We start from the raw sequence: 18,051 nt of genomic DNA, 5'->3' as shown, positions 1-18,051 counted from the left end.
CCTACCGGCGGGCGACCTCGTCGGCCCCCAGGGCGGCGACGATCTCGTTGACCTTGTCGCGGGCGTCACCGAAGAGCATCTGCGTGTTGTCCTTGAAGAACAACGGGTTCTGCACGCCGGCGTAGCCCGTGGCCATGGAGCGCTTGAAGACGATGACGTCCTTGGCGTTCCAGACCTCGAGCACCGGCATGCCTGCGATCGGTGAGCCTGGCTCCTCGAGGGCGGCCGGGTTGACCGTGTCGTTGGCCCCGATCACCAGTACGACGTCGGTGTCGGGGAAGTCGTCGTTGATCTCGTCCATCTCGAGCACGATGTCGTAGGGCACCTTGGCCTCGGCGAGCAGCACGTTCATGTGGCCGGGCAGCCGGCCCGCAACCGGGTGGATGCCGAAGCGGACCTCGACGCCCTTCTCGCGCAGCTTCTTGGTCATCTCGGCGACGGGGTACTGCGCCTGGGCGACGGCCATGCCGTAGCCGGGGGTGATCACGACCGACGACGCGTGGGCGAGCAGGTCGGCCACGTCGTCGGCCTGGATCTCGCGGTGCTCGCCGTAGTCCTTGTCGTCGCCGGGGCCCGCCTCGATGCCGAACCCACCGGCGATGACGGAGATGAACGAGCGGTTCATCGCCTTGCACATGATGTAGCTCAGGAAGGCACCGGAGGAGCCGACCAGCGCGCCGGTGATGATCAGCAGCGGGTTGTTGAGCAGGAACCCCGCGGCGGCAGCCGCCCAGCCGGAGTAGCTGTTGAGCATCGAGACGACGACGGGCATGTCACCGCCCCCGATGGACGCCACCAGGTGCCAGCCGAGCAGCAGCGCGATGGCGGTGACGCCGACCAGCAGCCACAGGGACGGCTCGAGCACGAACCACACCGTCAGCGCGACGAACACGACGAGCGCGCCCACGTTGAGCAGGTTCTTGCCGGGCAGCACCATCGGCGCGGACTTCATCCGCGCCGAGAGCTTCAGGAAGGCGACGATCGACCCCGTGAAGGTCACCGCACCGATGAAGACCCCGATGAAGACCTCGGCGCTGTGGATGCCGAGCAACCCGGCTGCGTCCAGCTCGTGGGCTGCGTCGCGGCCGGCATCGTGCTCGACGTGGAGGTAGCCGTTCCAGCCGACGAGCACCGCGGCGAGGCCGACGAAGCTGTGGAGCAGGGCGATCAGCTCGGGCATTCCGGTCATCTCCACGACCTTCGCCCGCCACAGACCCACGGCTGCCCCGACGACGACCGCCGCCACGAGCAACCCGATGCCGATGGGCTCCAGGCCACTGGGGTCCTCGTGGTTGCCGTTGACGGCCAGGGCGATCGTGGAGACGAGCGCGATGGCCATCCCCAGGATGCCGAACTGGTTGCCGACCCGGGCGGTCTCGTGCTTCGACAGTCCCGCGAGCGCGAGGATGAAGAGCAGGCCCGCGACGACGTACGCCGCGTAGCTGGCGGTCTCGATGCTCATGGTCAACTCCTGGAGAACATGCTGAGCATGCGTCGGGTGACGGCGAATCCGCCGAAGATGTTGATGCTGGCCAGCAGCGTCGCCAGGGCGGCGAGCGCGATGATCGCGCCGTTCTCGAACCCGAGCTGCAGCAGTGCGCCGACCACGATGATCCCGGAGATCGCGTTGGTCACCGACATCAGCGGCGTGTGCAGGGCGTGGTGCACGTGCCCGATGACGTAGTAGCCGATGACGATGGCCAGCGCGAACACCGTCAGGTTGAGCTGCAGCTGTGGCGGTGACGCCGCGATCAGCAGGAAGAGGGCGACCGCCACGGCGGCCACCATCGTCATCCGGCCCCGCGCCGTCAGGGCGGGCCTGGGCTCGTTGGGTTCGGCTGGGGCGACGGGCGCCGCGGCCGGCGCGGCGGAGACCTGCACGGGCGGCGGCGGCCACATGACTTCAGCAGTCTCCCCACCCCCTTCGACACTGCGTGTGACCGCGATCCCGCGCTGGATCACGTCGTCCATGTCCAGAGTGAGCACGCCGTCCTTCTCGGGCGTGAGCAGCTTGAGCAGGTTGACGACGTTGGTGCCGTAGAGCTGGCTGGTCTGCGCAGCCAGGCGGCCGGCGAGGTCGGTGTAGCCGAGCACGGTCACGCCGTTGTCGGTGACGACGCGCTGGTCGGTGACCGTGGCGGCGACGTTGCCGCCGTTGGCCGCGGCCATGTCGACGACGACCGAGCCGGGTCGCATCGCGGCGACCGTGTCGGCGGTGATCAGCTGCGGGGCAGGGCGCCCGGGGATCAGCGCGGTGGTGATGACGATGTCGGCGGCCCGCGCCTCCTCGTCGTACATCGCGGCGGTCGCGGCCTCCTGCTCGGCGGTCATCTCCTTGGCGTAGCCGTCGGAGGACACCTCCTGCTCCATGTCGACGGTGACGAACTCCGCACCCATCGACTCGACCTGCTCGGCGACCTCGGGGCGTACGTCGAACGCGCGCACGATCGCGCCCAGCGAGCCCGCCGCGCCGATGGCCGCCAGGCCCGCCACGCCGGCGCCGACGACGAAGACGCGGGCCGGCGGCACCTTGCCGGCGGCGGTGACCTGTCCGGTGAACAGGCGGCCGAACTCGTGGGCCGCCTCGATCACGGCGCGGTAGCCCGCGACGTTGGCCATCGAGGAGAGGACGTCCATCGACTGGGCGCGCGAGATCCGCGGGACGGCGTCCATCGCGAGGCCCGTGACACCGGCGGCGGCCAGCTGCTCGACGAGCTCGGGGCTGCGCGCCGGAGCCATGAGGCTGATGACCGTGGCACCGCGGCGCAGGCGGGCGACCTCGTCGGCGGTCGGGGCGTTGACCTTGACCACGACGTCGCTGGCCCAGACCTCGTCGGCCGGGACGAGGCGGATCCCGGCGTCGTCGTACGCGGTGTCCGGCTGGTCGGCCGCCGCGCCGGCCCCGCACTCGACCACGACGTCGTACCCGAGCGCGGCGAGCTGCGACGCCGTCTTCGCCGTCGCGGCGACAAGGGTCTCGCCGGGTCGTGACTCACGTGGGATGCCGATGCGCACTGCTGCCTCCTGGGTGGGAGCTCGGGCCCGGTCAGGACCTGAGCGGCGTGCTGGCCGGGCCACAACGTATCGAAAGGAGCCCCCGTGTCACGGGAGTCTCAGGTGGCGCGCGTCACGTCCGCGCGTGGCTCCGCACGCTCAGCGCGGCAGCGGGTTGGGCCCGGTGGCGGTCACGAGCTGCTGGGGCACCCAGTCGTCGACGTGGTGGAAGCCGTCGCGGAACGGCCCGGCATCGAGCTCGACGGACGCCCTCAGCGAGAGCCGGTAGAACTTCACATGGGTGAAGTCCTCGAACAGGATGTAGACCGGGTCGGGCCTGCTGTGGGGCCCCTGGAACTGCTGTCCGGTGAGGACGGGCTTGTGGGCCTCGACGAAGTCGTCGAAGCCGGCGCCGACCACCACGCCGAGGTGCTCCAGCCCCATCCGGTAGACGCGCTGGTGCACGGGCGGGATGAGCTCGATGAGCGGCACGACCTTGCCGTCGAGGACCTCGAGCGGCTCCGCGGGCACGATGAGGGAGATCGGCCGGCCGTTCCAGACGTTCTCGTTGTTGCTCACCGCGTGGCGCTCGAGCAGCGTCCGCACGTGGACGTACTGCTCCCACTCCGGCACGCGGAAGGCGAGGTGGCTGAGCTCGCAGGGGCTGATGTCGATGCCCCGCATGAGCAGGCGGTCGCGCTGCCGCTCGGCGAAGGCGCGGTAGTCACCGATGACGTCGCCCACCGGATCGGACATCGCCGCCTCCCTCCGACCGACATCGTAGGGCGGGCGGGATGCGGGCGCACCCGGGCAGGGCCCGACGCGATTGCTCAGCCGAGGGTGGAGCGGCGAGCGACCAGCTCGGGGGTGAAGACGACCTGCTGGTGGACGTGGCCGGGGTCCTCGGCCTCGTCGAGGACGAGCTCGGCGGCGCGGCGGCCGAGCTCCTGGCGGGGCTGGCGTACCGAGGTGAGCGGCACGGCCGCGGCACTGGCGTACTCGATGTCGTCGTAGCCGACGATCGCCAGGTCGCCGGGCACGGCGAAGCCCGAGGTGCTCAGCTGCTGGAGGAGGCCGAGCGCCAGGAGGTCGTTGGCGCAGAAGGCGGCGGTCGGACGCACCAACTTGCCGATGCCCATCACCCGCTCCCCGGCCGAGCGGCCCTCGACGACCGTCAGCGCATCGGTCGGGACCACTGTCAGCCGCTCCTCGGGCAGGCCGGCGTCGGCCCAGGCCCTGCGCGCACCCTCGAGCCGGTCGCGCACCTGGCCGATCGTGTCGGGGCCGCCGATGAAGGCGACACGGGTGTGCCCGCGCTCGATGAGGTGCTCGACGGCGAGCCGGCCACCGAGCTCGTCGTCGACGGCGACCGAGCAGAACTTTTCGTCATCGCGCTTGCGGTCGACGATCACCAGGGGAGTGCCGTTGCGGCGTACGTCGTCGAGGACGGCGGCGTGCGGGTCCACCGGCGTGACCAGGATGCCCTGGACGCGCTGCTCGACGAGGTGCGCGAGGTAGTCGCCCTCGCGGGAGGCGCGGTTGTCGGAGTGGCACAGGAAGAGCGAGAGCCCGGCGGCCTCGGCGGCCCGCTCGGCGCCCTCGGCGACGTCGGTGAAGAACGGGTTTCGGGCGTCGAGGAGGACGTAGGCGAGCGTGCGGCTGCGCCCCGCACGCAGCTGGCGGGCGGACTCGTTGCGCACGAAGCCCAGGTCGCGCATGGCCTGCTCGACCCTCGCCCGGGTCTCCGGCGAGACGCGGTCGGGCCGGTTGAGGACGTTGCTCACGGTGCCGAGCGAGACGCCGGCGCGAGCGGCGACGTCCTTGACCGAGGAGGCGCGGGCCATCGTCCACCTCCCTCCCGTGCTGTTCGTCGCTCCGGAGTTGAAACGATGCGGGCGGCAGCGTACGCCATCGCCGCTCGTCCGAGTGTTGACGCCCAACTTGGTCGCGCAAAATGGCCCGGACCGACCCTTGACAGGTGTGACGGCGCTCACTTACGTTTCGTTGAAACCTTTCAACGCGAGGAGTCCCATGGCCGTCAGCACCACCGCTGCGCCGGTGCTCGAGCTGCGCGACGTGTCGAAGTCCTTCGGCCCCGTCGTCGCCCTGCGCTCGGGCAGCCTCCGCGTCGACGCGGGCTCGATCCACGCGCTCATCGGCGAGAACGGCGCCGGCAAGTCGACGCTGGTCAAGGTCGTCGCCGGCGTCCACCGGCGCGACGCCGGCACCTTCGAGCTCGGCGGCGAGGCCGTCGACTTCTCCTCGACCGCGGAGTCCAAGCACGCCGGGGTCGCGGTGATCTACCAGGAGCCGACCCTCTTCCCCGACCTCTCGGTCACCGAGAACATCTTCATGGGCCGGCAGCCCCTGGCCCGGGGCCGTCGCATCGACCGGCAGGCGATGTACGCCGAGGCGGAGGGCCTGTTCCAGCGGCTCGGGGTGCGCATCGACCCGCGCCGTCCCGCCGAGGGCCTCTCGATCGCCGACCAGCAGATCATCGAGATCGCCAAGGCCATCTCGCTCGACGCGCGCCTGCTCGTGATGGACGAGCCGACCGCGGCGCTGAGCGGCGTCGAGGTCGAGCGGCTCTTCGCCGTGGCCCGCAGCCTGCGCGACGAGGGTCGCGCGCTCGTCTTCATCTCCCACCGCTTCGACGAGGTCTTCGCGCTCTGCGACACCGTCACCGTGATGCGCGACGGCTCCTACATCGACACCCGCCGCATCGACGGGACGACGCCGTCGGAGCTGGTCTCCCTCATGGTCGGCCGCGACGTCGACGAGCTCTTCCCGAAGGTCGCGGCCGAGATCGGCGAGCCGGTGCTCCAGGTCCGCGGCCTCAGTCGCACCGGGGTCTTCCACGGCGTCGACCTCGAGGTCCGTGCCGGCGAGATCGTCGGGCTGGCGGGCCTGGTCGGCGCCGGTCGCAGCGAGGTGGCCCGGGCCGTCTTCGGTGTCGACCGCTACGACTCGGGCTCGGTGACCATGTCCGGCAAGGAGGTCCGGGCGCACGACCCGCGCTCCGCGATCCGTGCCGGCATGGCGTTCATACCGGAGGACCGCCGCAAGCAGGGCCTGGTCATCGACTCCTCGGTCACCCGCAACGTCGCCGGCGTGATCCGTCGCGGCATCGCAAAGGCCGGGTTGTTGACGTCGGCGATGGAGAACAAGGCCGCCGCACCGTGGGCCGGCAAGCTCGAGGTGAAGACCAGCGCACTCGACATGAACGCCGCCACGATGAGCGGGGGCAACCAGCAGAAGGTCGTCATCGCCAAGTGGCTGGCCACCGGACCCAGGCTGCTGATCATCGACGAGCCCACCCGCGGCATCGACATCGGCACCAAGGCCGAGGTTCACCGACTGCTCTCCGAGCTGGCCGGCCAGGGCCTCGCGATCCTGATGATCTCCTCCGAGCTGCCCGAGGTCCTCGGCATGGCTGATCGCGTCCTCGTCCTCTGCGAGGGCCGGATCACCGCCGAGCTCGACCGCGCCGACGCGACCCCCGAAGCGGTCATGCACGCCGCCACCCACCACCTGGAGCCAGCATGAGCCAGACCGACGTCGAGCGCCCCGACTCGGGGGCCGAGGTGTCCGCGAGCGAGGCGCTGCTCGTCGAGCCGAGCAGGCTCTCCCCGACCCGGCGCGCGCTCACCACCGTGCTTCGCTCGCGCGAGCTCTCGATCTTCCTCGTGCTCGTCGCAGTGGTCGTGCTCGCCACGACGAAGAACAACAGCTTCCTCTTCAGCTCCGACGGGTGGCGCAACTTCCTGCTCAACCCCTCGATCCTGCTGCTCCTCGCGGTCGGGCAGGCGGTCGTGATCATCACCCGCAACGTCGACCTCTCGGTCGGCTCCGTGATGGCCCTGACGGCCTACCTCACCGGACGCCTCTTCATCGAGCAGCCCGGGCTCCCCATCGTCGCGGTCCTCGCCGCCTGCCTCCTCGTGGGAGCCGTCCTCGGCCTCGTCAACGGCGCACTGGTGGCCTACGGCAACGTGCCGGCGCTGGTGATCACCCTCGGCACCCTCTACATCTACCGCGGCATCATGCTCACCTGGGCCGGCAGCGACCGGATCAACGCCGGCGACCTGCCCCGCGAGTTCCTGCGCCTCGGCACCCGGACCATCGTCGGCGTACCGCTGCTCACGATCCTCGCGGTGCTCGTGCTCGCTGCCGTCGGGTACTACCTCCACACCGCGCGCGGCGGCCGCGAGCTCTACGCCATCGGCTCGGACCCCGACGCGGCCGTCCTCTACGGCCTGGCCGTACGCCGCCGCCTGCTCGCCGCGTTCGTCCTCAGCGGCGCGCTGGCAGGCCTCGCGGGTGCGCTCTACACCGCCCGTTACGGCACGGTCAGCTCGAGCGTCGGCAGCGGCATCGAGCTCCAGGCCGTCGCCGCCGCGGTGATCGGCGGCATCGCGATCTTCGGCGGCAGCGGCACCGTGTGGGGCGCGGCCACCGGCGCCTTCCTGCTCGTCACCATCAACCGGGCGCTGCCCAGCCTCGGCATCGAGGACTTCTGGCAGCGCGCCGTGGTCGGCGCCCTCATCCTCGGCGCGATCGTCCTCGACCGCGTCCTCTCCGCCAGACAGGCCCGCCGGCTCGCCGAATCGAGGGACCACTCATGACCACCCAGTCCCCGGCGGCCCCCGTCGCCCCCGCCCGCTCGTACGACGACTACTCGGCGCCACTGTGGCAGCGGGTGCTGCTCACCCGTGAGACCGCCGTCATCGCGCTCACCGCCGCAGTCGTCCTCTACTCGATCCTCAACGTGCCCAACTTCGACGGCCCGCTGACGCTCAAGTTCCTGCTGCAGGACATCGCGCCGATCCTGCTGATCGCGCTGCCGATGACGCTGGTGATCATCACCGGCGAGATCGACCTGTCCGTCGCCAGCATCATGGGCCTGAGCAGCGTGCTGCTCGGGGTGCTCCACGAGAACGGGATGTCCGTCCCGTCCGCCGCGCTCCTCGCCCTGCTCGCCGGGCTCGCGTGCGGGGCGCTCAACGGGTTCCTCATCGCCTACGTCGGGCTGCCGTCGCTCGCCGTCACCATCGGCACCCTCGCGCTCTTCCGCGGCATCGCGGTCGGGCTCCTCGGCACCAAGGCGATCACCGACTTCACCGACAGGTGGGCCGACCTCGCCACCGACACGATCGGCGAGACCAGGATCCCGCTGGTCATGATCCCCTTCGCGGTCCTCGCGGTCGGGTTCGTCGTGCTGCTGCACTTCTCGACCTTCGGTCGCGGCGTCTACGACATCGGGCTCAACGACGAGGCCGCGCGCTTCACGGGCATCGACGTGGCCCGCACCAAGCTCGTCCTCTTCGTCCTCTCCGGGGTCGTGTCGGCCTTCGCCGGCATCTACTTCACCCTGCGCTTCGGCTCCGCCCGCGGCGACAACGCCACCGGCTACGAGCTCCAGGTGATCGCGGCGGTGCTGCTCGGCGGCGTCTCGATCTTCGGCGGCCGCGGTCGGCTGCACGGCGTGCTGGCCGGCGTCGTCCTGATCGGCGTCATCTCCAGCGCCCTGCGCCTCGAGAGCGTGACGGTCAACGTCACCAACATCATCGTCGGCCTGCTCCTCGTGGCCTCGGTGATCCTCCCCAGCGTCCTCGCGTGGACCTCCTCGAGGCTCCCCCGCAAGGCGGCACCCACGACTCCCAGCGAGTCCCACCACCAGAACGCGGCATCCGCCGACGTTGCGGAACACGAAAGGCAGTGACACATGAAGTTCCACACCAGGCGGCCGACGGCTCTGGCCGCGCTCCTGCTCACCGCGACCTTCGCCCTTGCCGGATGCGGCAGCGACGAGGGTGACGGCGGCTCGACGGGCGACGGCGGCACCGGGGGCGGCGACCTGAGCATGACGATGCTGCCGAAGAACCTGGGCAACGCCTACTTCGACACCAGCACCAAGGGCGCCATGAAGGCGGCCGACGAGCTGGGGGCCGACATGGAGGAGGTCGGACCCGAGACCGGCAGCCCCGACGCCCAGGTGTCCTACATCAACACCGTCGCCCAGCAGGGCAAGGATGCCCTGATCCTGTCGGCCAACGACCCCGAAGCCCTCTGCGACGCGATCGACGAGGCCCACAGCGCCGACGTCAAGGTCATCACCTTCGACGCCGACACCAACCCCGACTGCCGTGACCTGTTCATCAACCAGGCCACCGCCGAGGGCATCGCCGCCAAGCAGCTCGAGCTGATCTCGGAGCAGATCGGCGGCAAGGGCGAGATCGCGATCCTGTCCGCGTCGGCCAACGCGACCAACCAGAACGCGTGGATCGAGATGATGGAGTCCGAGCTGGCCGACAACCCGGACTACGCCGACATCGAGCTCGTCGACACCGTCTACGGCGACGACGAGGACCAGAAGTCCTTCGACCAGACCGAGGCGCTGCTGCAGAACCACCCTGACCTCAAGGGCATCATCTCGCCCACCACGGTGGGCATCGCCGCGGCCGCCCGCTACCTCTCCGACAGCCAGTACAAGGGCAAGGTCGCGCTGACCGGCCTAGGCACGCCCAACCAGATGCGCGAGTTCGTCGAGGACGGCACGGTCACGTCGTTCGCGCTGTGGAACCCGGGCGACCTGGGCTACCTCGCGACCTACGCGGCCGCCGCCCTGGTCAACGGTGACATCTCCGGCGAGGAGGGCGACTCCTTCGAGGCCGGCGACCTGGGCGAGTTCGAGGTCGGCGCCGACGGCGTCGTGCTCCTCGGCGAGCCGTTCACCTTCACTAAGGACAACATCGGCGACTTCGACTTCTGATCGGCCCGACCCGAGCTCGCGAGGGCCGGAACAGCCGATCAGGTTGAGGAGGGTCGCGCAGACCCGAACGTGTGAGGGGCTGCGCGACCCGTCTCGAAACCAGACCAGGGTCTCGTGACAGGCGCTGGCGCGCCTTCCTCGACCAACGATGAACGAAAGGAGACCGCGATGCAGCGGGTCTGCTTCACCCTCCAGGTCCGCCGCGACCGGATGGCGGAGTACGCCGAGCGCCACGCCGCCGTGTGGCCCGAGATGCTCCGCGCGCTCCACGACACCGGCTGGCACGACTACTCCCTCTTCCTGCGCGAGGACGGCCTGCTCGTCGGCTACCTCGAGACGCCCGACCTGGCCGCGGCGCAGGCCGGCATGGCCCGCACCGACGTCAACGCCCGCTGGCAGGCGGAGATGGCCGAGTTCTTCGAGGACCTCGACCTCCCTCCCGACCAGGGCTTCTGGCAGCTGACCGAGGTCTTCCACCTCGAGGATCAGCTCGCCGCACTTCCCACCAACATCACCACGACGACCCAGGACTCCCGATGACCAGCTTCTCCGACATCAGCGACCAGCTCGGCGCCCTCGCGATCGAGGTGCCGTCCTGGGCCTACGGCAACTCCGGCACCCGCTTCAAGGTCTTCGGCTCCCCCGGCACCCCCCGCAGCGTGGAGGAGAAGATCGCCGACGCCGCCGCCGTGCACCGCTTCACCGGCCTCGCCCCGAGCGTGGCGCTCCACATCCCGTGGGACCTCGTCGACGACTACGCCGCGCTGGCGTCGTACGCCGCGGACCTGGGTGTCCAGCTCGGCACGATCAACTCGAACACGTTCCAGGACGATGACTACAGGCTCGGCAGCCTCACCCACGCCGACCCGGCCGTGCGCGCCAAGGCGGTGCAGCACAACCTCGACTGCATCGACGTGATGGACGCGACCGGTTCGCGCGACCTGAAGATCTGGCTGGCCGACGGCACCAACTACCCCGGCCAGGGCGACATCCGGGCCCGCCAGGACTGGCTCGCCGAGGGCCTGAGCACCATCTACGACCGACTCGGGGACGACCAGCGGATGGTGCTCGAGTACAAGTTCTTCGAGCCGGCGTTCTACCACACCGACGTGCCGGACTGGGGCACGTCGTACGCCCACTGCGCCGCACTCGGCGACAAGGCGATGGTGTGCCTCGACACCGGCCACCACGCCCCCGGCACCAACATCGAGTTCATCGTCGCCCAGCTGCTCCGGCTCGGGAAGCTCGGCTCCTTCGACTTCAACAGCCGCTTCTACGCCGACGACGACCTCATCGTCGGCGCGGCCGACCCGTTCCAGCTCTTCCGGATCCTCGTCGAGGTGATCCGCGGCGGCGGCTTCGGACCGGAGAGCGACGTCGCGCTCATGCTCGACCAGTGCCACAACATCGAGGCCAAGGTGCCGGGCCAGATCCGCTCGGTCCTCAACGTCCAGGAGATGACCGCCCGCGCGCTGCTCCTCGACACCGACGCCCTCGACAAAGCCCGCACCGCCGGCGACGTGCTGCTCGCCAACGAGATCTTCATGGACGCCTTCTACACCGACGTACGCCGTGACCTGGCGGCGTGGCGCGAGGAGCGCGGCCTCCCGGCCGAGCCGATGCGCGCCTACCTCGACTCCGGCTACCAGCAGCAGATCGAGGCGGACCGCGTCGGCGGCTCGCAGGCCGGCTGGAACTGAGACCCTCCTGATCCCCGATCCACAGCGAAGGAACCCGCACCGTGAGTGACCTCAACCCCACCGTTGCCGAGCTCGTCGAACGCTCGAACCGGCTGGGCGCCGACCCCAAGAACACCAACTACGCCGGCGGCAACACCTCCGCCAAGGGCACCGAGACCGACCCCGTGACCGGCGAGGACGTCGAGCTGCTCTGGGTGAAGGGCTCCGGCGGCGACCTCGGCACGCTGACCCCGTCGGGCCTCGCGGTGCTGCGCCTGGACCGGATGCGCGCGCTCGTCGACGTCTACCCGGGCGTCGACCGCGAGGACGAGATGGTCGCGGCCTTCGACTACTGCCTGCACGGCAAGGGCGGTGCCGCTCCCTCGATCGACACCGCGATGCACGGCCTCGTCGACGCCGCGCACGTCGACCACCTGCACCCGGACTCCGGCATCGCGATCGCGACGGCCGCCGACGGCGAGCAGCTGACCAAGGAGGTCTTCGGGGGCAAGGTGGTGTGGGTGCCGTGGCGCCGCCCCGGCTTCCAGCTCGGCCTCGACATCGCCGCCATCAAGGAGGCCAACCCGCAGGCCATCGGCTGCATCCTCGGCGGCCACGGCATCACGGCGTGGGGCGACACCAGCGCGCAGGCGCAGAAGAGCTCGCTGTGGATCATCCGCACCGCCGAGCGCTACATCAAGCAGCACTCGAGGAAGAACCCGTTCGGTGCGCGGGTGAAGAAGTGGGAGCCGCTCTCCCCCGCCCGGCGTCGTGCCCGCGCCGCCGAGATCGCCCCGCTGCTGCGCGGCATCGCCTCCGCCGATCGCCCCATGGTGGGCCACTTCACCGACGACAAGGTCGTCCTCGACTTCCTCGCCTCGAAGAACCACCCGCGCCTGGCCGAGCTCGGTACGTCGTGCCCCGACCACTTCCTGCGCACGAAGGTCAAGCCGATGGTGCTCGACCTCGCGCCCGACGCCCCGCTGGACAAGGTGCGCGCCCGGGTCGCCGAGCTGCACGAGGCCTACCGCGCCGACTACGCGGCGTACTACGAGCGCAACAAGGTGAAGGGCTCGCCCGCGATGCGCGGCGCCGACCCACTGATCATCCTGGTGCCGGGCATCGGCATGTTCAGCTACGGCAAGGACAAGCAGACCGCCCGGGTCGCCGGTGAGTTCTATGTCAACGCGATCAACGTGATGCGCGGCGCGGAGGGCCTGTCGTCGTACGCCCCCATCGACGAGTCGGAGAAGTTCCGCATCGAGTACTGGGCGCTCGAGGAGGCCAAGCTCCAGCGGATGCCGCAGCCCAAGCCCCTCGCCACCCGCGTCGCGCTCGTGACCGGCGCCGCCTCGGGCATCGGACTGGCGACCGCGAAGAAGCTCGCCGCCGAGGGCGCCTGCGTCGTCATCGCCGACCTGTCGCTCGAGAAGGCACAGGCCGCCGCGGCAGGGATCGGGTCGAGCGACGTCGCCGTCGGCGTGCAGGTCGACGTGTCGGACGAGACGGCCGTGCAGGCCGCGCTCGACGCGACCGTGCTCGCCTTCGGCGGCGTGGACCTCGTCGTCAACAACGCCGGCCTGTCGCTGTCGCGCTCGCTCCTGGAGACGACCGAGCAGGACTGGGACCTCCAGCACGACGTGATGGCCAAGGGCTCGTTCCTCGTCGCGAAGGCCGCGGCGAAAGCGATGATCGAGCAGCGGATGGGCGGCGACATCGTCTACATCTCGTCGAAGAACTCGATCTTCGCGGGCCCCAACAACGTGGCGTACGGCGCCGCCAAGGCCGACCAGGCCCACCAGGTGCGGCTCCTGGCCGCCGAGCTCGGCGAGCACGGCATCAAGGTCAACGGCGTGAACCCCGACGGCGTGGTCCAGGGGTCCGGCATCTTCGCCGGCGGCTGGGGTGCGTCGCGGGCCGCGGTCTACGGCGTGGAGGAGAAGGACCTCGGCAAGTTCTACGCCCAGCGCACCCTGCTCAAGCGCGAGGTGCTGCCGGAGAACATCGCCAACGCGGTCTACGTGCTCTGCTCCGAGCAGCTCAGCCACACCACCGGCCTGCACGTCCCCGTCGACGCCGGCGTCGCCGCGGCTTTCCTGCGCTAGCCGTGGGAGAGGTGACTGCGGGGGGCGGCCCCGTCCACGTCGCGGCCGTCGACCTCGGGGCGTCGAGCGGCCGGGTGATGCTGGGCGAGGTCGGTTCCGACGTCCTGCGCCTGACCGCGGTTGCGCGGTTCGCCAACGGCCCGGTGACCGGACCCGACGGGCTGCACTGGGACGTGTCGGCCCTGCACCGGCACGCGGTCGACGGCCTTCGGGCGGCGGCAGCCGCCGCCCCCGGCAGCCTCGCGAGCGTCGGCATCGACTCGTGGGCCGTCGACTACGGCCTGCTGCGGGACGGACGGCTGCTCGCCGAGCCGTTCCACTACCGCGACGAGCACCGCAACGAGGCCGGGCCGCGCCTGGTGCACGCCCGCGTTCCTGCCGCGGACCTCTACGCCCGCACAGGCCTGCAGTTCCTCCCCTTCAACACCGTCTACCAGCTCGCCGCCGACGAGCGCCTGACCGAGGCCGACCGGCTGCTGCTCGTGCCGGACCTGCTCGCCTTCTGGCTCACCGGCGCCGAGGTGGCCGAGCGCACCAACGCCTCCACGACCGGGCTGCTCTCGGTCACCACCGGCACGTGGGACGAGCCGCTCCTCACCGCGCTGGGCCTGCCGAGGAAGCTGTTCGCGGACCTCGTCGACCCGGGTACCACGATCGGCACCTTGCTGCCCGAGGTCGGCGAGACCGTCGGCGCGCCAGGCCTGCCGGTGGTCGCCGTCGGTTCGCACGACACCGCCTCGGCGGTGGTCGGCGTACCCATGACGGGCGACGAGTCGGCGTACGTCTCGCTCGGCACGTGGGGCCTCGTCGGGCTCGAGCTCGACGCCCCGGTGCTGACCGATGCGGCGCGCGCGGCCAACTTCACGCACGAGGGGGGCGTGGACGGCAGGATCCGCTTCCTCACCAACGTGATGGGCACCTGGCTGCTCAGCGAGACCCTGCGCACCTGGGGTCGCGACGACCTCGAGCCACTGCTCGCCGCGGCGGCCGACGTCACCGGACCCGTCCCGGTCTTCGACGTGCAGGACCCGCGCTTCGTGCCGCCCGGCGACATGCCCGCCCGCATCGCCGCCTGGTGCGCCGAGCACGAGGTGGAGGCGCCGGCCGACGACGTCTCACTGGTGCGCTCCATCGTGGAGAGCCTCGCGGCGGCGTACGCCGATGCGCTGCGCACCGCGGACTCGCTCGCGGGTCGCACCGTCCGGCAGGTCCACGTCGTGGGCGGCGGCAGCCAGAACGTCCTGCTCTGCCAGGCCCTCGCCGACCGGTCCGGCCTGCCGGTCGTCGCCGGCCCCGTCGAGGCGACCGCACTCGGCAACGTGCTGGTCCAGGGTCGCGCCGCCGGGGCCATCTCGGGGGGGCTCGACGAGCTGCGCGCCCTCGTGGCCCGCACCCAGGACCTGCGACTCCACGAGCCGCGCACCCTGCCCCCAGCCAACACCGCATGATGGAGTGACCACATGAAGCGACAGCTGCCCAAGCGACGCGACCTGGCGCCGCTGCTGAAGTTCAAGGAGCCGACGTGGTCGGCTCGCGAACGACGACTGGCCAAGGCGCTGACCGTCGACGACCTGCGGCGCATCGCCAGACGGCGTACACCCAAGGCGGCGTTCGACTACACCGACGGCGCGGCCGACGGCGAGGTCTCGCTGTCCCGGGCGCGCGAGGCGTTCGCCGACGTGGAGTTCAGGCCAGCGATCCTGCGTGACGTCTCGGAGGTCGACACGTCTCGCGAGGTGCTGGGCGCGCGAGTCGCTCTGCCCTTCGGCATCGCACCCACCGGCTTCACCCGGATGATGCAGAGCGAGGGTGAGATCGCCGGCGCGACGGCGGCAGCAGCGGCTGGCATCCCCTACTCGCTGTCCACCATGGGCACCACGTCGATCGAGGACGTCGCGGCGGCCGCACCCGGTGGACGGAACTGGTTCCAGCTCTACATGTGGAAGGACCGCGACCGGTCGATGGCGCTGGTCGACCGGGCCGCGAAGGCCGGCTTCGACACGCTGCTGGTCACCGTCGACGTGCCAGTGGCGGGCGCCCGACTGCGCGACGTGCGCAACGGCATGACCATCCCGCCGACCCTTTCCGCGCGCACAGTCGCCAATGCGATCCCCCGGCCCGCGTGGTGGTTCGACTTCCTCACCACGGAGCCGCTCGCGTTCGCCTCCCTGGATTCGTGGTCGGGCACGGTGGCCGACCTGCTGGACACGATGTTCGACCCCACGGTGACCTACGACGACCTGGCCTGGATCAAGGAGCAGTGGCCCGGCAAGGTCGTCGTGAAGGGCGTGCAGACCGTCGACGACGCCCGCCGGTGCGCCGACGTCGGCGTCGACGCGGTGCTCCTGTCCAACCACGGCGGCCGCCAGCTCGACCGCGCGCCCGTGCCTTTCCACCTGCTGCCCGAGGTGGTGAAGGCCGTCGGCTCAGACGTGGAGGTGCACCTGGACACCGGCATCATGTCCGGCCAGGACGTGGTGGCCGCGGTGGCCCAGGGCGCGACCTTCACGCTGATCGGCCGGGCCTACCTCTATGGCCTGATGGCCGGCGGACGCGAGGGCGTGGACCGGACCATCGAGATCATGCGCGGCCAGGTGGAGCGCACCATGCGCCTCCTCGGCGTGCGGACCCTCGACGAGCTCACGCCCGACCACGTCGTACCCCTGCGCCGGCTCACTCCCCGCTGACGCCCCGGGTCGAGTGCGCCCGCGGTACTACTCGCCACATAGATGCGCACTCGACCTCGGGACTGTGGATGACTCGAGCGGGCATGGACCCGCCGCGGCGACACTGCCCGGATGGGGGAAGCACTGTGGCGGGACCTCGCCGACGCGCAGGTGGGCTTGCTCAGCCACCGCCAGCTTCGCGAGCTCGGCGTCCCGCGCGGGGAGATCCGCAACCATCTCCGCGTCGGTCGCTGGGCGGCACGGTCCGGCGAGGTCGTCAGCACCACTACCGGACCACTCTCCCGGGAGCAGGCCTTGTGGCTGGGCGTGCTGCACGGAGGTCCGAGTGCGATGGTGGGCGCTCTCAGTGCAGCGGGGCACCGCGGGCTCAAGCGGTGGGAGCGTGACGAGATCACGATCCTGGTGAGCAACCCGATGAGCTTCGAGCCGCTCCCCGGCTACCGCTTCTTCCGGACCCGTCGGCCCTACAAGGTGCTCCTGGGGTCGGGGGAGCTGCCGGCCTGCCGCCTCGAACCCGCCGTGCTGATGTTCGCGGCGCACGAGCCACACCTGCGTACGGCGCTGGGCGCAGTCGCTGCGACCGTCCAGCAGCGACTCACGACCGCCGAGGCCCTCGTGGCCTGGCTCGACCGGCTGACGCCGCTCCGTCGCTCCCGAGACCTGCGCGTCCTGCTGGGAGACGTGTCCGACGGCGCACATTCAATGGCCGAGGTCGACCTCCGCGACGCCTGCCGCACCTTCGGGGTGCAGCCGCCCAGGTCACAGCGCACCAGGACCGACAACCGGGGCCGCCGCCGCTACACGGACGCCGAGTGGCTGCTTCCCGACGGACGGCTGCTGGTGCTCGAGGTCGACGGCGGGTGGCACGACGACCCGATGCAGGCCACGCTCGACCGGCGTCGCAATCGCCAGCTGACCACCGCGACGCGGGTCGTCGTCCAGTGCTCGGCCTGGGAGATCAGGCACGAGCCGTGGGAGGTCATGCAGGACCTCATCGCCCTCGGCGTACCCACCCTGGGTTGAGTGCGCACCCCTGCGGGGACTACTACCGCGAGCGCACTCGACCCGGATGACGGGAGGGAGGGTCAGTGCGCGACGCCGTACAACCGGTCGCCCGCGTCGCCGAGGCCGGGCACGATGTAGCCCTTGTCGTTGAGCTTCTCGTCGAGCGCGGCGGTCACGACGGCGACCGGGACGTCGAGGTCGCCGAGCGCCTTCTCGAGGTTGTCGACGCCCTCGGGCGCGGCCAGGAGGCAGATGGCGGTGATGTCGTCGGCGCCGCGGTCGGTGAGGAAGCGGATCGCCGCGGCGAGGGTGCCGCCGGTCGCGAGCATCGGGTCGAGGACGTAGCACTGGCGCCCGGAGAGGTCCTCGGGCAGGCGCTCGGCGTAGGTCGACGCCTCGAGCGTCTCCTCGTTGCGGACCATGCCGAGGAAGCCGACCTCGGCGGTCGGCAGGAGGCGCATCATCCCGTCGAGCATGCCGAGCCCGGCGCGGAGGATGGGCACGACCATGGGCTTGGGCTGCGCGAGGTAGACACCGGTCGTCGGGCTGACCGGCGTGGTGATCTCCATCGGCGCGACACGCACCTCGCGGGTCGCCTCGTAGGCGAGGAGGGTGACCAGCTCGTCGGTCAGCCGACGGAAGGTCGGTGAGTCGGTGTCCTGGTCGCGGAGGACGGTGAGCTTGTGGGAGACGAGGGGGTGGTTCACCACGTGCAGGCGCATGGGGGTCACCCTAGTGGGCCGTCCTGACCGCGAACGAGTCCGAAAGGCCCTTGGCGGGCCCCGGGATGTCTGCGACATTGGGTAGTC

The 18,051-nt window shown here is 70.8% G+C and carries 15 protein-coding genes; 10 read left to right on the top strand and 5 right to left on the bottom strand.

What is annotated here, in order from left to right; all coding sequences use genetic code 11:
• Position 1: 1 nt before the first annotated feature.
• From pntB to ACS3YM_RS18240, 4 genes are all read right to left on the bottom strand, one after another.
• Positions 2-1,462, bottom strand: a complete 1,461-nt coding sequence (pntB, locus tag ACS3YM_RS18255) for a Re/Si-specific NAD(P)(+) transhydrogenase subunit beta (protein WP_439937861.1) — start codon at positions 1,460-1,462, stop codon at positions 2-4.
• Between the two features lie 2 nt (positions 1,463-1,464).
• The gene (locus ACS3YM_RS18250; protein WP_439937860.1) at positions 1,465-3,015 is read right to left on the bottom strand and encodes a Re/Si-specific NAD(P)(+) transhydrogenase subunit alpha; all 1,551 of its coding nucleotides are present in this window, start codon (positions 3,013-3,015) and stop codon (positions 1,465-1,467) included.
• Positions 3,016-3,153: 138 nt separating this feature from the next.
• Positions 3,154-3,750 carry a VOC family protein gene (locus ACS3YM_RS18245; protein WP_439937859.1) on the bottom strand — a complete coding sequence of 199 codons (597 nt, stop codon included), beginning with the start codon at positions 3,748-3,750 and terminating at the stop codon, positions 3,154-3,156.
• A 74-nt stretch (positions 3,751-3,824) separates the two neighbouring features.
• The gene (locus ACS3YM_RS18240) at positions 3,825-4,838 is read right to left on the bottom strand and encodes a LacI family DNA-binding transcriptional regulator (protein WP_439937858.1); all 1,014 of its coding nucleotides are present in this window, start codon (positions 4,836-4,838) and stop codon (positions 3,825-3,827) included.
• Between the two features lie 187 nt (positions 4,839-5,025).
• Between ACS3YM_RS18240 and ACS3YM_RS18235 the strand changes: the two genes are divergently transcribed.
• From ACS3YM_RS18235 to ACS3YM_RS18190, 10 genes are all read left to right on the top strand, one after another.
• On the top strand, positions 5,026-6,540 hold the full coding sequence (locus ACS3YM_RS18235; RefSeq protein ID WP_439937857.1) for a sugar ABC transporter ATP-binding protein: 1,515 nt from the start codon (positions 5,026-5,028) through the stop codon (positions 6,538-6,540).
• Entirely contained in the window at positions 6,537-7,619 is a 1,083-nt protein-coding gene (locus ACS3YM_RS18230; RefSeq protein WP_439937856.1) for an ABC transporter permease, read from the top strand. The genes ACS3YM_RS18235 and ACS3YM_RS18230 overlap by 4 nt, the downstream gene beginning before the upstream one ends.
• On the top strand, positions 7,616-8,716 hold the full coding sequence (locus ACS3YM_RS18225; protein WP_439937855.1) for an ABC transporter permease: 1,101 nt from the start codon (positions 7,616-7,618) through the stop codon (positions 8,714-8,716). Before ACS3YM_RS18230 ends, ACS3YM_RS18225 begins: the two co-directional genes overlap by 4 nt.
• A gap of 3 nt (positions 8,717-8,719) precedes the next feature.
• Positions 8,720-9,766 (top strand): rhamnose ABC transporter substrate-binding protein, encoded by a 1,047-nt coding sequence (rhaS, locus tag ACS3YM_RS18220; RefSeq protein ID WP_439937854.1) that lies wholly within the window; start codon positions 8,720-8,722, stop codon positions 9,764-9,766.
• Positions 9,767-9,934: 168 nt separating this feature from the next.
• Positions 9,935-10,306: an L-rhamnose mutarotase gene (locus ACS3YM_RS18215; protein ID WP_439937853.1), complete on the top strand. Its 372-nt coding sequence runs from the start codon at positions 9,935-9,937 to the stop codon at positions 10,304-10,306.
• Positions 10,303-11,466: an L-rhamnose isomerase gene (gene rhaI / locus ACS3YM_RS18210; protein WP_439937852.1), complete on the top strand. Its 1,164-nt coding sequence runs from the start codon at positions 10,303-10,305 to the stop codon at positions 11,464-11,466. Before ACS3YM_RS18215 ends, rhaI begins: the two co-directional genes overlap by 4 nt.
• 41 nt (positions 11,467-11,507) lie before the next feature.
• Positions 11,508-13,550, top strand: coding sequence for a bifunctional aldolase/short-chain dehydrogenase (locus ACS3YM_RS18205; protein WP_439937851.1), 2,043 nt, complete (start codon positions 11,508-11,510; stop codon positions 13,548-13,550).
• A gap of 11 nt (positions 13,551-13,561) precedes the next feature.
• On the top strand, positions 13,562-14,998 hold the full coding sequence (locus tag ACS3YM_RS18200) for a rhamnulokinase (protein ID WP_439937850.1): 1,437 nt from the start codon (positions 13,562-13,564) through the stop codon (positions 14,996-14,998).
• A 12-nt stretch (positions 14,999-15,010) separates the two neighbouring features.
• Positions 15,011-16,237: an alpha-hydroxy acid oxidase gene (locus ACS3YM_RS18195; RefSeq protein WP_439937849.1), complete on the top strand. Its 1,227-nt coding sequence runs from the start codon at positions 15,011-15,013 to the stop codon at positions 16,235-16,237.
• 111 nt (positions 16,238-16,348) lie between these two features.
• Positions 16,349-17,260, top strand: coding sequence for a hypothetical protein (locus tag ACS3YM_RS18190; protein WP_439937848.1), 912 nt, complete (start codon positions 16,349-16,351; stop codon positions 17,258-17,260).
• Between the two features lie 62 nt (positions 17,261-17,322).
• On the opposite strand, the gene upp is transcribed toward ACS3YM_RS18190, so the two are convergent.
• A complete protein-coding gene (gene upp, locus ACS3YM_RS18185; RefSeq protein WP_439937847.1) occupies positions 17,323-17,964 on the bottom strand; it encodes a uracil phosphoribosyltransferase in 642 nt (213 codons plus the stop codon).
• Positions 17,965-18,051: the final 87 nt, after the last annotated feature.

Origin of the sequence: Nocardioides sp. N13(2025) (genome assembly GCF_051912545.1) — a bacterium.
Taxonomy (GTDB): Bacteria; Actinomycetota; Actinomycetes; order Propionibacteriales; family Nocardioidaceae; genus Nocardioides.
Note: the sequence above shows the minus strand (reverse complement) of the source record. Positions and strands in the feature narration are given on the sequence as shown.

Coding starts and splice junctions, on each gene's coding strand:
- ACS3YM_RS18215 (WP_439937853.1), top strand. CDS start 9,935: ATGCAGCGGGTCTGCTTCACCCTCCAGGTCCGCCGCGACCGGATGGCG.
- ACS3YM_RS18245 (WP_439937859.1), bottom strand. CDS start 3,750: ATGTCCGATCCGGTGGGCGACGTCATCGGTGACTACCGCGCCTTCGCC.
- ACS3YM_RS18230 (WP_439937856.1), top strand. CDS start 6,537: ATGAGCCAGACCGACGTCGAGCGCCCCGACTCGGGGGCCGAGGTGTCC.
- ACS3YM_RS18235 (WP_439937857.1), top strand. CDS start 5,026: ATGGCCGTCAGCACCACCGCTGCGCCGGTGCTCGAGCTGCGCGACGTG.
- upp (WP_439937847.1), bottom strand. CDS start 17,964: ATGCGCCTGCACGTGGTGAACCACCCCCTCGTCTCCCACAAGCTCACC.
- rhaS (WP_439937854.1), top strand. CDS start 8,720: ATGAAGTTCCACACCAGGCGGCCGACGGCTCTGGCCGCGCTCCTGCTC.
- pntB (WP_439937861.1), bottom strand. CDS start 1,462: ATGAGCATCGAGACCGCCAGCTACGCGGCGTACGTCGTCGCGGGCCTG.
- rhaI (WP_439937852.1), top strand. CDS start 10,303: ATGACCAGCTTCTCCGACATCAGCGACCAGCTCGGCGCCCTCGCGATC.
- ACS3YM_RS18225 (WP_439937855.1), top strand. CDS start 7,616: ATGACCACCCAGTCCCCGGCGGCCCCCGTCGCCCCCGCCCGCTCGTAC.
- ACS3YM_RS18240 (WP_439937858.1), bottom strand. CDS start 4,838: ATGGCCCGCGCCTCCTCGGTCAAGGACGTCGCCGCTCGCGCCGGCGTC.
- ACS3YM_RS18190 (WP_439937848.1), top strand. CDS start 16,349: ATGGGGGAAGCACTGTGGCGGGACCTCGCCGACGCGCAGGTGGGCTTG.
- ACS3YM_RS18195 (WP_439937849.1), top strand. CDS start 15,011: ATGAAGCGACAGCTGCCCAAGCGACGCGACCTGGCGCCGCTGCTGAAG.